The organism is Microvirga ossetica, assembly GCF_002741015.1.
Taxonomy (GTDB): Bacteria; Pseudomonadota; Alphaproteobacteria; order Rhizobiales; family Beijerinckiaceae; genus Microvirga; species Microvirga ossetica.
Genome location: NZ_CP016617.1, coordinates 350,546 through 363,830 on the forward strand (window position 1 = coordinate 350,546; position 13,285 = coordinate 363,830).

The following is a 13,285-nucleotide window of genomic DNA, read 5'->3' on the forward strand; positions in this document are numbered from 1 at the left end:
CAGCCTCTCGGCAAGGCCCTCTTCCACGGACTCGTGAGGACGGGGCTCGACCATGAGGCAGCCGTCATCGTCTCGAGTGTAGGTCTTGCGAGTTCTAGGGTCAGGACCCACTAAACCGTTTGAAGCGAAGCGTATGGCTTGATTCCGGCGGCTCTGGGAGGTGTCGTCATTCGATCATCGAATGCGCCGCATCGCTATTCGGATCGGGTCGAGTAAGGCCCACTGGCGCAACTACAGATCTCGTATTAACATCTCATTCGACCACTCCAATCCAGTCGAACGAGCTCGGTACAGTGATGTGGCTACGTCGATGCTGCCAGAAACGAAATATGCTCAAAGCGGCGACGTGAGCATTGCCTATCAGGTGATAGGCGATGGACCGCTCGATCTCCTGATCGTTCCGGGCTTCATCTCCCATCTCGAGCAGGCCTGGGATGATCCGTCATACACGCGGTTCCTGCAGCGACTGGCGTCCTTCTCGCGGCTGATCCGGTTCGACAAGCGGGGCACTGGTCTCTCGGACCGCATTGCGGAGATCCCGACTCTGGAACAGCGGATGGATGATGTCCGCGTCGTGATGGATGCCGTGGGCTCACAGCGCGCCGCCCTGTTCGGCATCTCCGAAGGCGGCCCGATGAGCGTCCTGTTCGCCGCCACCTATCCGGAACGCACGTCCGCCCTGATCCTTTACGGCAGTATCGCCAAGGGCTCCTGGGCCCCGGACTATCCCTGGGGAGCAAAGCCCAATGCGAACTGGGAGAAGTGGCTCGAAAGCTTCCGGAAGGAATGGGGTGGTCCGGTTGGCATCGAGTCTTGGGCGCCGTCCATCGCCCATGATGAGCGGTTTCGTCAATGGTGGGCGAAATATCTGCGTCTGGCAGGCAGCCCCAGTGCTGTCATTCGTCTTTGGCGCATGAACCACCAGATCGATGTCCGCCCCATCCTGCCGGCGATCCACGTGCCCACGCTCGTCTTGCACCGATCGGGCGATCGGGCCGTCGAGGTCGAACAGGGACGATACCTTGCGGAGCATATTCCCGGCGCGCGGTTCGTCGAGCTTGCCGGCAACGATCACCTGTGGTGGGTGGGGGATTCAGACTCGATCGGCAATGAGATCGAAGAATTTCTAACCGGCGAGCGCCACGCTGTGGAGCCTGACCGCATCCTCGTCACCATACTTTTCACGGACATCGTGGCTTCTACCCAGCGCGCGGCGGAAATGGGCGACCGCGGCTGGCGGGACCTGCTCGATCATCACAACGCGGTGATGCAGGCGGAAATCGACCACTTCAAGGGTCGCGTCGTCAAGAGCACAGGCGATGGCTATCTCGCTACCTTCGATGGCCCGGCGCGCGCCATCCATTGCGCTTGCGCCGCCAGCCGGGAAATGCGGCGGCTGGGCATCGAGATACGCTCGGCGGTGCACACCGGCGAAGTCGAGCTCATCGGCAGCGATGTCGGCGGCATCACCGTTCACACTGCGGCGCGAGTTCTGGCGCAAGCCAAAGCGAATGAAGTGTGGACCTCGCGCACCGTCAAGGATCTGGTCGCCGGTTCACGATTCAAGTTCAGCGAACGCGGAACCTACACTCTCAAAGGAGTTTCAGGCGATTGGCCGCTGTTCACGGTCGAACCGTGACGAAGCTCGTCGGCGGCTCTTTATGGTCTGGATTTATAACCAGTAGCTGACGGTCGCGGCGAGGCAGATGGCCGCCAGGAAATTGGTTGCGAGCCGGTCGTAGCGGGTTGCGATCCGGCGGAAGTCCTTGAGACGACGGAACATGCGCTCGATTGCGTTGCGGGCTCGATAGAGCACGGGCGAAAAGCAGCATTTCCAGAGCCGGTTCACCTTGGGCGGGATGTTGGGCAGCGTGCCGTTGGCCTCAATCCGCCGCCGGAATGCGTCGGTGTCGTATCCCTTGTCTCCATGCAGGACGCGGCTGGCTGGCAAATGCTCCAAGAGCTGCTTGGCGGCTTCACAGTCCGCGACGTTGCCACCGGTCAGCAGGAAGGCAATCGGGCGGCACAGCCGATCCGTCAGGGCATGGATTTTAGTCGAGCGTCCCCCACGCGAGCGCCCAATGGCCTGCTGGTGTTTTCCCCTTTTCCGCCTGAGGCGGAGCGGTGGGCCTTCACGGCAGACGAGTCGATTAACACCTGAGCGGTGGGCCGCCTGCGCTTGCGAGCGCATGAAACAGATCGACCCAGATGCCCTTCGCAGCCCAACGAACGAAGTGGTTGAAGAGGGTCTTGTGCGGTCCATAGAGACTGGGGGCATCGACCCAGCGCCCGCCAGACTTGAGGACATGGATGATTCCGCTGATCACGCGGCGATCATCGACCCGAGGCTTCCCTCGCGTATCGGTGGGCAGATGGTTCGCGATCTTCTTGAATTGCTCGTCCGTGAGCCAGAAGCGATTTCGATTCATCAGTGGCCTCCCGACGAGGTCGTGAATCACGAAAGCGCCGCCCGCTCAAACTCCTTTATGGGTCCTGGCCCTAGGTTTTTGCATAGGTTGGATACCCGTAAGGGCATAAGACCCGGTCCCGTGAGGGGCAATACCCGTGTTCTTGATCTTCTACCGCTCAGCGTACGTCGCCCTAGCGCTGTATATCGCTGTCTCTGAGTATCAGATGGATGGCGGCTTATTCGACGTGATCGCCTATCCATTGATGATCGCACTCGCTCTGGAGGCTCTCTACTGGCTTCAGAGGCTGCAGACTTCCACGCCGCGCATCGTTCTCGGCTGGATGAAAGCCCGTGAAGATCGGAAGAGGCAACAAAAGGCCGCCACGGAATGACTGGGCGTCTGCATTGGGATCGGCGCGGGCTTCGCACTTGAGGTGACAGCGGCCGTAGCTCCAGCACCCTAAGCGGTCGTAGTTCGGGGCCCTGGAGGGCGAGCAGGAATGAGGGTAGATGAACAGCGAGCCAGCCTGACATTCAGACCGAGTTCACTCCCCAAGGCGCACTCTGAATGTATCGCCTTGGGAGGTAACATGTTGAAGAAAGTGGTTCTGGCTTTCGCCCTCGCTGCCGCTGGTTTTGCATCCCAGTCGGCCTCTGCGAGTCCCCAAACAGGTCCTGCAGTTATCACAAACGCTTTGGGCGTTTCGGTTCAGCACATTCAGTACTACGACCCACCACCGCGTTATGAGCGCCGGTTTAGTGGCCCTCTACGGCGCGACTACGAACGCCCTTACTGGCGTCGCGGCGATGGCCCACCGCCGTGGGCTCGTCCCTGGTGGCGCCGCCAATACGAGCGCTCGCATTGGGAGCGGCGTGAGTACTACGGTCGCGGTTGGTAGGACGGCTACCGTCACAGTACAAAAGAGCCCGCTGCGAAACCTCTCAGCGGGTTTTATATAAAGCTGACACACTCTGGGTGAAAACCACCGGGAGTGCTTTGTACTTGTATATCTAGCGGCGCTGACCGAGGGCGATATCGTCGGTCCGGCGATCGCCGCCGAGGACCTGTTCCAGTACTCCAGCCTGAGCCCGGACATGGGAACGACAATTCGTACTCTCGCAACGCTGTCGCCATGCACGCTGGCACTGATGCATGGCCCGTCCTTCTCGGGCGATGGCCGAGCCTCCTTGTCCGCACTGGCAGATGAGTACGACCGCCACACATCAGCCGCAGGCAGGCCGTCGCTCAGGCCACAGCCGCCTAGGGCAGAGCAGGGGGCAGTCTCACGACCTTCCTGCCAGGGTCGGTCGTGAGGCCGCTCCCAGCAGACCCACGAAGGCGAGGTTTAGGCAAGCCAGCACGGAGAGAAGTCCGAGCGCTGCGTCCGGTCCACCGATGCCGATCAGAACTGCCCCGATCGATCGGGACAGGGCCTGGGCCAGCAGGCTCGGCATTGCCAGCTTGCCCATGAGCGAGGCGTAGCCGTCCGGCCCGAACAGGCTGAGGGGCAGGGTACCCTTCGCGATGGAGCCGATGCCGTTCCCGGCGCCGTACAGCGCAAGGGCAAGCGCCAGGATCGGGAACCCGAGGAGGAGCAGCAGGATCCCGCACGCAACCAGGGTGACGGAGGCCGCCATGGTCCAGATCGGGTGATAGTGGCGGCCGAAGGCCATCTCGACGATGCGGGCGCCGACCTGCGAAGGACCGACGAGCGCGCCGAGGGCGACGGCTGCCGCGAGTCCGAGCCCCCGTGCCTGGAGGAAGGTGAGCAGGTGCACGGCGATCATGGAGGCGGTTACTGCCCCGAGGGTGAGGACCACGGCGAGGAGCGCGAACGCGCGCGCACGCCGGATGTCGGACAGAGGGGCTGGGGAGGACAGCACGGGCTGCGTGCCGGAGGATTTGCCGCCGCTCGAAGATAAATCGATGCCGGGAACGAGGAAGGCGTGCAGCGGAAGGGACACGAGGACGTGGATCGCGGCGTAGGCCGCGCAGGCACCGCGCCAGCCGAAGTGCTCGACGAGCCAGGCGCTGAGCGGCCAGCAGACCGTGCTGGCGAATCCGCCCCACAGGGTCAGGGTGGTGATGGCGCGCCGGGCGTCCTTCCCGTACAGGCGCCCGAGTGTGGCGAACCCCGCGTCGTAGAGACCCGACCCCATGCCGACGCCCATCACGAGCCAAGCCATCAGGTAGACGGGAAGGCTGTGGGCGAGCGCGAGGGTCGCGAGTCCGGCGGCGAGCAGGACCGAGCTGGCGACGAGGACCGAACGGCCACCCCTGGCATCGATCGTGCGCCCGACCCGGGGTGCGATCAGCCCTGCCGCGAGCAGACCCACGGACAGGCCGCCGACGACCCACCCGAGCGACCATCCGGTGTCGGCGGCGATCGGCTGCGCGAGTACGGCGGGCAGATAGAAGGACGATCCCCAGGCGAGGATCTGCGTGATCCCGAGGGCGGTAATGACCACCCTCGGGCTTGGCTTCGGCATGGCGGGACCGCTCGTCAGGGACTCGCTCACGGGATTCGACACGTGCGGATCTCAGCAGCAGCTTACAGATTCCGCAACCGTCTCCGGCGTCCTCGCGGGACCGCATCCGCAGCCCGACTGGCCTTCGGCCTTGGCCTCGGCGTCCGCGGCGCAGCAGTCGTCGACGGCTGCCGAGGCGGGACGGCCGCAGCATCCGGAGGATGCCTTCGCACCGTCGACCGGAATGTTCGTCGAGCACACTCCCGTCTCCGGCAGCACCAGGTGAATGTCGTCCGCTGCGGAGAGGTCTCCGGCGATCGCCGCCACGACCGAGCGGACCTGCTCGTAGCCGGTCAGCATCAGGAAGGTCGGCGCACGGCCATAGCTCTTGATACCGACCGTGTAGAAGCCGGGCTCCGGATGGGCGAGCTCGCGGTGGCCGTGCGGCGGAACCGATCCGCACGAGTGTTCATTGGGATCGATCAGCGGGCCGAGCGCCTTCGAGCTCTCAAGCCACGGGTCGAGGTCGAGTCGCAGTTCACGGGTCAGGTTGAGGTCCGGGCGCTGTCCGGTCGCGACGACGATCCGGTCGACGGGGCCGACCTCGCGGATGCCGTTTGCCGTTTCGCCCTGGACCATAACCTGCCCGTCGATGGCACGGATGCGTGTGGCGGAGAACCCGGCCACGAGGGTGACCCGTCCGCTGTCGACGAGCGCCTTGAGCCTGGAGCCGAGCTCGCCGCGGGCCGGAAGCTGGTCGGCCCGTTCGCCACCATAGACCCGCATCAGGTTCTCGCCGCGGGTGGCCCAGACGACGGAGGTCCGAGAATCCCGTTCGGCCAATCGGGCCAGATCGAGAAGCACGTTGGCAGCCGAGTGCCCGGCGCCGACCACCAGGATTGTCTTGCCTTCGTAGGCGGCGCGGTCGCGGCCGAGCACGTCCGGGATGCCGTAAGCAATGCTCCGGGCATTCTCGGACTCGCCCTCGGCCAGGATTCCGCCCGCACCCAAGGGATTCGGGGCCGTCCACGTCCCTGAGGCGTCGATCACCGCCCGGGCCAGGTCGCGCCGGATGGCGCCGTTGCCGTTGGAGACGGCAAGCACGAAGGGCTTGATCTCGCGCCCCCAGCTGAGCACCTTGTCCACGCCCTGTCGGGTGATGGCCGAGACCTTGGCGTCCGTCTCGATCACCGTTGCCATCGCGGGGACTTCGGACAGCGGCTTGAGGTAGGCCTCGTACAGGTCCGTCCCCGTCGGCATCGCCTTGCCAGGAGGCTCCTGCCAGCCGTGGGCTTGGAGCAGGGTTCGGGCTGCCGCGTCGGTGTTGTACTCCCACGGCGAGAACAGGCGGACGCGGCCCCAATCCTTGACGTTGGCGGCGACGGTGGCGCTTGCCTCGTAGACCTTCACGGGCAGGCCGCGCCGGATCAGGTGGGCGGCGGCGGCGAGGCCAATCGGACCTGCACCGATGACGGCAATGGGGAGGGCATTGGACGAGGTCATGGGAAGCTCCTTGGTCAGGATCGGCAGCAGGGGACGGGTCCGGGAGCGAGGGCGTTGCGCAAGCGGGTCATGAGTTCGGCCCAGCGATGGGCCGCCTTGGAGCGGCAAGCGGGCAGCAACCGCTCCACGGGGACGGCATAGAGGTTAGTGCGCCGCAAGCCGATGTCCCGCAGGAGATGATCGTCGAGATCGTCTAACGACAGCATTTCGCTGTGGGTGGTGGCCGAGCGTTCCCGGCCGAGGCGGGAAGAGAGAAGGATCAGCATCAGTATCTCCTGCATCGCTATTTCCGGTAGGATGGAAATAGTCGGCAAAAATAAATCAAGCGGCGTTCTCCGCCTGGGCTCCGCATCCGGCATCGGCGCAGCACTCGTCGGCGAGGAAGCCGATGAGGCCGTTCATCGCCGGGTAGTTGGCCCGGCAGATTAGGGTCGTGGCCTGCCGCTCCTGCGTCACCAACCCGGTCAGCAGGAGCCGCTGGAGGTGATGCGAGAGCGTCGATCCCGGAATGCCGAGGCGCTCCTGGATCTGCCCGACGGGCAGGCCCGCCTCTCCGGCCCGGACGAGAGTGCGGTAGACCTGGAGCCGGGTGGTGTTCCCAAGCGCTTCGAGCTGCTTAGCTGCTTGTTCGACGTTCATGGAAATACCTTGGGCCTGTGTGCGTGCTGCGTCAAGCGATATTTCCAGAAAGATCGAATTATCGTGCCCTGGGCTGAGTGGCGGGTTCTCAAATCCACCTGCCCTACTTTCTGGACTATCCCCGAGCCGACGAAGGGCACCCGGGTTCGTCGTGCCAGGAGCACAGTGCCATCGGCGACGCTTCGACATCCTGGCGGCTGCCGTCGGTCGCGGGGGCGTTTGGGCCGTTGGCGATGACAGGCCACTGAGTCCAGCCGGCCGGCTGGCGTGTGTGGGTGCCGGGGCGAGCATGGGCTGCGAGGGGGCGACGGATGTCTGACACGCAAGTGCTTATCGTGGGCGCCGGGCCGACCGGTCTGGTTCTGGCCCTCTGGCTGAACCGGCTCGGACTCCGCCTGCGCATCCTCGACAAGACGCCGGAACCCGGGACCACGTCACGGGCCCTGGTGGTCCACGCGCGGACGCTCGAGTTCTACCGGCAGGTCGGCCTGGCCGAGGCGGTGGTCGATCAGGGACTGGAATTCACGGCCGCAAACCTGTGGGTGAGGGGCCGGAAAGCCGCCCGTGTCGGCTTCGGCGCGATGGGGCAAGGCTTGAGTCCTTTCCCGTACCTGGTGATCTTCCCGCAGGACGAGCACGAGCGGCTCCTGATCGACCGGTTGAGCGAGACGGGGATCGAGGTCGAGCGCCGGACCGAGCTCCTCGGCTTCGAGGATAACGGCGAGCGCGTGCGGGCACGCCTGAGGCGGCCGGACGGGACCGAGGAGGTGTGCGAAGCGGCCTATCTCGCGGGGTGCGACGGAGCCCATTCCACCGTGCGCGATGTCCTGGGCATCGGCTTCCCGGGCGGCGCCTACACCCGTGTGTACTACGTGGCCGATGTGGCGGCGAACGGCTCGGTGATGGACGGCGAACTGCACGTAGCCCTGGACGACACGGATTTCCTGGCGGTATTTCCCATGGCAGGTTCGGGGCGGGCCCGCCTGATCGGCACGGTGCGGGAGGAGACGCAAGCCCCACGCGAGCCCCTGGCGTGGCAGGACGTCAGCCCCCACATGCTCGAGCGGCTGAGCATTCAAGTCGAGCGGGTGAACTGGTTTTCAACCTACCATGTGCACCATCGTGTGGCGGACCATTTCCAGCAAGGCCGCGCCTTCCTGCTCGGCGATGCCGCGCACATCCACAGCCCCGTGGGCGCGCAGGGCATGAACACCGGCATCGGGGATGCCGTGAACCTGGCCTGGAAGCTGGCGGCCGTCCTGCACGGGCGGGCCGGGACGCCGCTGCTGCACACCTACGAGCCTGAGCGGATCGCCTTCGCCCGGCGCCTGGTGGCGACGACCGACCAGGCTTTCACGGTGGTGACCAGCCCGGGCCCGCTCGCCCGGTTTATCCGCGTCGCGGTCGCGCCACGCCTGCTGCCAGTCCTGTTCACGGCGGCGTTCGTGCGCCGTTTCATGTTCCGCACGATCTCGCAGATCGGGGTGACTTATCGCGGCAGCCGCCTGAGCGAGGGCCGCGCCGGCAGCGTCAGGGGCGGCGACCGCCTGCCTTGGGTCACGACGGCCAGCAGCGCGGATCAGGAAGACGACAATTTCGCGCCGCTAAGATCACTCGACTGGCAGGCTCACGTCTATGGTGAGTGCGGCGCCGGGATCGCGGAGGCCTGCACCAGAAGGGGATTGGCGCTGCACGTGTTCCCCTGGCAACCCACGACAGCGCGCGCGGGCCTCAAGCGGGGCGCCGTGTACCTGGTGCGTCCGGATGGCCATATCGGCTTGGCCGATCCGGACGCCAGCCCGGCCAGGCTGGAACAGTACCTGGACACGCGGGGCGTGCATCCCTGAGCACCGCACGCCGGGAGAGGGATCAGGCTCGCGCCACGCGGTTCTCGGTCCAAGCAGTATGATGGCCGCGCCGCCGAGGCAGATGCTCGCGCCCGTGCCGTCCCGGCGGTCGGGACGGACCCCTTCGACGGCCCAGAGCCTGAGCAGGGAGGCGACGATGTAGACGCCGACGTAGGCCGCGTAGGCCCGTCCGGCGGCATCGCTATCGACGAGGGGCGAGGACGCCCAACTCGGGGAACTCGGCTCATTGAGCTGACTTCGGATCAGCGGCCGTCGATACGCCTACTCGGCCGCCTTGACCTCGTGCCTTATGGCTTCCGCAGCAAGCTGCTTGGCCTCCTTCTCGGCCGCTTCCTTGCGCTGGCTGTAGCGGTCGGTGAGGGAATCCGAGCGGTCGCGGGTCAGGAGCGTGAATTTCACCAGCTCCTCCATCACGTCCACAACCCGGTCGTAGTAGGAGGACGGCATGGCAGTTCTCCGTGTTCGTGGCCGCCATGGTCGCCGGCATGGCCCTGTTCCGGATCGTGCCGTCTGACTGGCCGCAGGTCACCTTTCGGCGCAGCTCTGTGGGAGTGATGGACGATGCCTGATCCCATGACAGGTGCTCTCGCCACGTGATCCGGCGGGATCGGCGGCCTTGTCCTCGGCCTGGTCGGCGACGGCGGATCCACCTTCGCGGTGCCGCTCTTGATGGTGGCATTCACTATCGCCTTCAATAGTCTCGTTTTGGCACGTCCAGGAAGTAGGGCGAATGTCTGCGTTGGCATAGAAGACCAGATGTTTCAGACCGGCAGGTTCCATCGCTTCCTGACCCCGATTTATGGACCGGCCGTGTGTCGCAAGAGGCATGTGAGATGGTGAGGTTGGTCTTGCGCTAATATATCCGGCCTTTTGCGGAGCAAGGCTCCCGGCCATCATGGGTATCCGCGCACATCGGTTCTCATTAGCGGACCGGCCCTTTCGGCCATCGGGGTCACCAGAGCACCAATGTGACGGCGCGACCGCTCTCCATCTCGTCTTCCTCTCGCAGACCTCGGCGAGCTCCAAGCGGTTGATGCAGGGCAGGGTAGGGCGATGCTACCCTTAGCCCATCACAGCCGCTGTCCGGGGTTCATAAGTCCGGTTCTGGCTCAGCACACTCCAGGCGATGCGGGCCAGCTTGTTGGCCAGAGCCGCCGCCAGCACGTTGTGGTGCAGGCGCATCGAGGCGGCTATCAGCCATTCACCAAAGCTGTGCTGGCGCCACTTCGCGGGCCAGAGCAGCAGCACGCGAGCGGCTTGGACCAGGAGGGAGCGGAGATAGGTGTTGCCGCGCTTGGACAGGCGGCCCAGCACGGTTCTGTCACCGGTGGAGATCTGGCGCGGAACCAAGCCGAGCCACGCTCCGAAGTCGCGGCCGCGTTGGAAAGCCGCCCCATTGCCGATCGTTGCCACCATGGCACTGGCGATGATCGGCCCGACACCCGGCACGCTCATCAGGCGCTGGCAGGCCTCGTCCGCCGCCACCAAAGCTTCAATCTCACCGGTCACTGCATCAATGCACTCGTCGAGATGCTGCCAGTCCTGCATCAGGCCTTCGATTAGGTGCGTCATCCGAGGCGTGAGCACGTCCGTTCGCTGAGCGAGAATATCCGGCAAAGCCTGACGCAGCGAACGTAGCCTCTGGCGCACCGGAATCCCGCGCTCCAGCAGAAAGGCACGGATCTGGTTGAGGACTGCCGTGCGTTGGCTCACCAGTCGTGCGCGAACACGATGAAGAGCTTGCAGGTCGAGTTGCTCGACGCTCTTGGTGGGCACAAACCGCATGGTGGGCCGCTGCACGGCTTCAGCGATGGCCTCAGCATCACGAAAGTCATTCTTGTGGCTTTTGCGGAAGGGTGACACGAACTGGGCTGGCATCAGCTTCACATCATGACCGAGCGCCAGCAACTGACGGCTGAGATGGTGGGCACCGACACAGGCCTCCATGCCGATCAGACACGCCGCCATGTTGGCGAGACGTGCCTCGACCTGTCCCGGGGAGAGCTTCTGGCGCAGGACAATGACGCCGCGGATATCTAGGCCAACGACGTGGAAGCTGTTCTTGCCGATGTCGATCCCAAGGGTGGCAATAGGCGGAAGCGGAGCTGTGGGCATGGCTCAAGTCCTCGTGCTAGGCGCCCCTCATGAAGGGTGCGCCGGTAAGCACGGCCGGTCCATCCCATTAGCAGACATTCGTACTCCCTGAATTCGACAGTTGCAGGCCTTCCGTAAAGATCATTAACTGCAAACTAAGGACCGTCATGGACCGATGAAATCTATTGCAAGGGGGGAAAACTTCATGCCTGCGGGGGCTACTGTGTTTCACCTGCGAAAGTATATCGCGGCCGCGTTACTGAGTACCGCCATTCTGGGTGGATTGGTGGTCTTCGCCGTAGATCTTGCCATCGATCATGCCGTCTCCGCAGATGCGCGGGCCCGGGCGGAAGACTGGGCAAAATACTTTGTCGCGACAATCCCGGAATTCGACGAACTGGTCAGCAGCGGCCAGCTCACCGAACGCCAGAGAGCGGTCGTTTCGACCGCGATGGTCGGCAACGTGTTTCGCTTCAAGCTCTATGACGCCAAGGGCAATGCGGTCCTTCAGTCCGACCTCGAAACCTTCTCGAACCAGGAACAGCACGATCATATCGACGATGAAGCGATGGAGGTAATCGCCAGTAAGCAGCCGCTGGTTTTCCTCAACGCCGGGACCCGCGAGCGCAATATGCCATCACGCTACGCCGAAGCGTATGTTCCGGTGCTCGACAGTGCGGGCAATTTGCGCGCCATCGCCGAGACCTATGTCGACGAAACGAGAGCAGAAGCATTCTTCCACCGTTCCTTAGCTCGACTTTGGCCAATCAGGCGGCTTGGCAGAGCGCGTAAACCAAGCCTCGTTGAAGGGCGTGTGAGGGTTTCGACATTTTGTGTCGGTAGCGTGATGTGAATAAACCCATCTCGCTCCAGATCTGACGCCGCACGGCCGCCAGGGCATCCGCGAAAGTCGGATGAGACTTGCGATACCAGCTGTCGATCCAAACAGCGGTTCGGGAGCGCTGACCGAGTTGCGCGGCCAGCAGAGTCACGATTGAGAACAGTCCGAGCAAGCAGGGCGTGGTGCGGGCGACGGCCTGATCCGACCATTGCCGCTGGGTCTCTACGCCCAGATGTGCACGCGCCTCCTGGAAGGTGACCTCGATCTGCCAGCGCAGGATGAACCAGCGGATGATCTGCAGCGGATCGCGCGTGGGATCGGTGCACAGCAGGGCTTGGGGCGAGAACCGACCGAGAGGATCACGCAGCACGACCCAGCGGATCGGCACGATGGGCATTCCGCCATGGCGCCACACGGCCGTGGCCGAGCAGAACTCGACCACGCGATCTCCTTCGCCATACCAGCCAGGCACCGTGACGCGGCGCCAGCGCGTGCTCGTCCGGAGCAACACATCGGAAAGGTTCGGCAACCGAGCTCCTTTGGTGCGCGGACGGCCCTTCGTCCCCGGCCGGCGCCGTGAAGCCGGCTCGTAGAGGGCGGCATCCAGGCGAAGCCGGGTAATACAGATCACGCCGCGGCGAGACAGCGCTGCCAGCAGTTCCAGGGCGGCAAAGCCCATATCGGCCACCAGCACCAATTCGCGCTCAGGCAACCACCGCCTGACCTGCAGCATCATCTGACGCGCCCAGTCGGTCAGCTTTTTGTGCCGCTGCCCCCGCTCACGGCAATACCGCTCGGAGGGTGCCAGGGCAGTGAGGAACGGCAGGGCCCAGGTGCGAGCTGCCCATGGAATGGGAGCCAGGAGCATGAGGTTGATCCACCGCAGGCCCGAGGCCTTGACGAAATGAGCATCGGAGGAGCGCACCGGATCGCGGTAGATGCCCTTGGCTTTGATGCGCTTGCCGCGGCGGCGCTCAATGGTGTCATCCAGGCCGAGGATCACCGGACCGGTTGGGGCAAAGGCCTGGATCAGCAGGCCCAGCAACAGCCGGGCCGCCTCGCGTGTGCTCCAGCGAGCCCGACTGAGCACGCGATGATAGTTGACGAAGTGGCGCTCGCGACTGAGGCCGGTGATACGCAAGATGCTGGTCACGGTGCGCTTACCGGGTGCCAGGATGGCTCCGACGAGCAGGACCTCGGCATGACGCCAGGTTCGGTGGCGAAAGAGCGGGGCAAACGCTACAATGATCGCGGCGAAGCGGGCGGGCAGGTCCGGCATGGTGGTGTCTCTTGGCGGAAACGCTGCCAGTCTACCGCATCGTTCGCTTCGCCGCCCTGCGCTCCCACATCACCCGCCAGAAATGGCCAAAGTCGAGCTTAGGTGCACTGGCCGTTGCACTCGGTGTGGGATTTGCCTTCTCCTTCGGTATTCCGACTGTAGCGTTTCTGATCCGGACGAGG

The 13,285-nt window shown here is 64.4% G+C and carries 10 protein-coding genes and 3 pseudogenes; 4 read left to right on the top strand and 9 right to left on the bottom strand.

Annotated features, from left to right (window positions below; all coding sequences use genetic code 11):
* Positions 1 to 181 precede the first annotated feature (181 nt).
* A complete protein-coding gene (locus BB934_RS29410) occupies positions 182 to 1,639 on the top strand; it encodes an adenylate/guanylate cyclase domain-containing protein (protein WP_237050479.1) in 1,458 nt (485 codons plus the stop codon).
* Positions 1,640 to 1,672: 33 nt separating this feature from the next.
* Here BB934_RS29410 and BB934_RS29415 read toward each other — a convergent pair.
* Positions 1,673 to 2,429, bottom strand: a pseudogene (locus tag BB934_RS29415) (IS5 family transposase).
* A 136-nt stretch (positions 2,430 to 2,565) separates the two neighbouring features.
* Here BB934_RS29415 and BB934_RS29420 point away from each other — a divergent pair.
* Positions 2,566 to 2,802, top strand: coding sequence for a hypothetical protein (locus BB934_RS29420; protein ID WP_099513482.1), 237 nt, complete (start codon positions 2,566 to 2,568; stop codon positions 2,800 to 2,802).
* Between the two features lie 892 nt (positions 2,803 to 3,694).
* Here BB934_RS29420 and BB934_RS29435 read toward each other — a convergent pair.
* From BB934_RS29435 to BB934_RS29450, 4 genes are read right to left on the bottom strand one after another with little or no spacing between them, the layout of a single operon-like run.
* On the bottom strand, positions 3,695 to 4,900 hold the full coding sequence (locus tag BB934_RS29435) for an MFS transporter (protein WP_099514259.1): 1,206 nt from the start codon (positions 4,898 to 4,900) through the stop codon (positions 3,695 to 3,697).
* Between the two features lie 51 nt (positions 4,901 to 4,951).
* Positions 4,952 to 6,382 (bottom strand): FAD-dependent oxidoreductase, encoded by a 1,431-nt coding sequence (locus tag BB934_RS29440; protein ID WP_099513484.1) that lies wholly within the window; start codon positions 6,380 to 6,382, stop codon positions 4,952 to 4,954.
* 14 nt (positions 6,383 to 6,396) lie between these two features.
* Positions 6,397 to 6,648: a DUF1127 domain-containing protein gene (locus BB934_RS29445; protein ID WP_099513485.1), complete on the bottom strand. Its 252-nt coding sequence runs from the start codon at positions 6,646 to 6,648 to the stop codon at positions 6,397 to 6,399.
* Positions 6,649 to 6,703: 55 nt separating this feature from the next.
* The gene (locus BB934_RS29450) at positions 6,704 to 7,021 is read right to left on the bottom strand and encodes an ArsR/SmtB family transcription factor (RefSeq protein ID WP_099513486.1); all 318 of its coding nucleotides are present in this window, start codon (positions 7,019 to 7,021) and stop codon (positions 6,704 to 6,706) included.
* 311 nt (positions 7,022 to 7,332) lie between these two features.
* Here BB934_RS29450 and BB934_RS29455 point away from each other — a divergent pair, with 311 nt between their 5' ends.
* Positions 7,333 to 8,868, top strand: coding sequence for an FAD-dependent monooxygenase (locus tag BB934_RS29455; RefSeq protein ID WP_099513487.1), 1,536 nt, complete (start codon positions 7,333 to 7,335; stop codon positions 8,866 to 8,868).
* Between the two features lie 42 nt (positions 8,869 to 8,910).
* On the opposite strand, the pseudogene BB934_RS29460 reads toward BB934_RS29455, so the two are convergent.
* The 3 genes and pseudogenes from BB934_RS29460 to BB934_RS29475 all read right to left on the bottom strand — a co-directional run.
* Positions 8,911 to 9,081, bottom strand: a pseudogene (locus tag BB934_RS29460) (YnfA family protein); the annotation flags it as partial.
* A gap of 69 nt (positions 9,082 to 9,150) precedes the next feature.
* Positions 9,151 to 9,333, bottom strand: a pseudogene (locus BB934_RS29465) (hypothetical protein); the annotation flags it as partial.
* A 618-nt stretch (positions 9,334 to 9,951) separates the two neighbouring features.
* The gene (locus BB934_RS29475; RefSeq protein ID WP_099513489.1) at positions 9,952 to 11,004 is read right to left on the bottom strand and encodes an IS110 family RNA-guided transposase; all 1,053 of its coding nucleotides are present in this window, start codon (positions 11,002 to 11,004) and stop codon (positions 9,952 to 9,954) included.
* Positions 11,005 to 11,188: 184 nt separating this feature from the next.
* Here BB934_RS29475 and BB934_RS29480 point away from each other — a divergent pair, with 184 nt between their 5' ends.
* A complete protein-coding gene (locus tag BB934_RS29480) occupies positions 11,189 to 11,836 on the top strand; it encodes a hypothetical protein (protein ID WP_099513490.1) in 648 nt (215 codons plus the stop codon).
* Here BB934_RS29480 and BB934_RS29485 read toward each other — a convergent pair.
* Positions 11,751 to 13,103: an IS701 family transposase gene (locus BB934_RS29485; protein WP_099513491.1), complete on the bottom strand. Its 1,353-nt coding sequence runs from the start codon at positions 13,101 to 13,103 to the stop codon at positions 11,751 to 11,753. The two genes, BB934_RS29480 and BB934_RS29485, sit on opposite strands and share 86 nt — an antisense overlap.
* Between the last annotated feature and the right edge of the window lie 182 nt (positions 13,104 to 13,285).